This is a genomic window from Gelidibacter salicanalis (genome assembly GCF_016469035.1).
Taxonomy (GTDB): domain Bacteria; phylum Bacteroidota; class Bacteroidia; order Flavobacteriales; family Flavobacteriaceae; genus Gelidibacter; species Gelidibacter salicanalis_A.
The window spans coordinates 1-415 of sequence record NZ_JAEHJZ010000094.1 but is presented as its reverse complement, the minus strand read 5'-3'; the positions used below and the strand labels follow the sequence as shown (position 1 = coordinate 415).

The following is a 415-nucleotide window of genomic DNA, read 5'->3' as shown; positions in this document are numbered from 1 at the left end:
ATTGGTGTTGAGCGTTAAACGAATCACCGACAGAACAATTACTTCCCATATACTCATTCCTTCGCGGCCCGTTTGCTTTTTATCCCTTAAAATCACAGGCTCTACAATCGAAAACATTTTTTGATGGTACTGTTCACTGACAAAAATAGTCTGGAGTGCCAGCAATACGGGCGGAAGTTCATCTCTGCTTTTTATGGGAATTATTACCTCAGAAATAGCAAGGCTTCCTAGTACTGGAGATAACTCAAATCGTTTACGCATAGCATCATTTTTTATCGAATCTACAGAGGATAATCCAAGTAAAACCATTGTTCATACCAATTTAAGGCTTTTATCGGAGGGAGATTCGTTGATCGACAATGAGTTATCAACTTAATAATCAACAATTTACAGGTTTACGACCAAGCACTAATTA

The 415-nt window shown here is 37.8% G+C and carries 1 pseudogene; it reads right to left on the bottom strand.

Annotated features, from left to right (window positions below):
* Positions 1–261 (bottom strand): annotated as a pseudogene (locus JEM65_RS20925) (ISNCY-like element ISCku10 family transposase); the annotation flags it as partial.
* Positions 262–415: the final 154 nt, after the last annotated feature.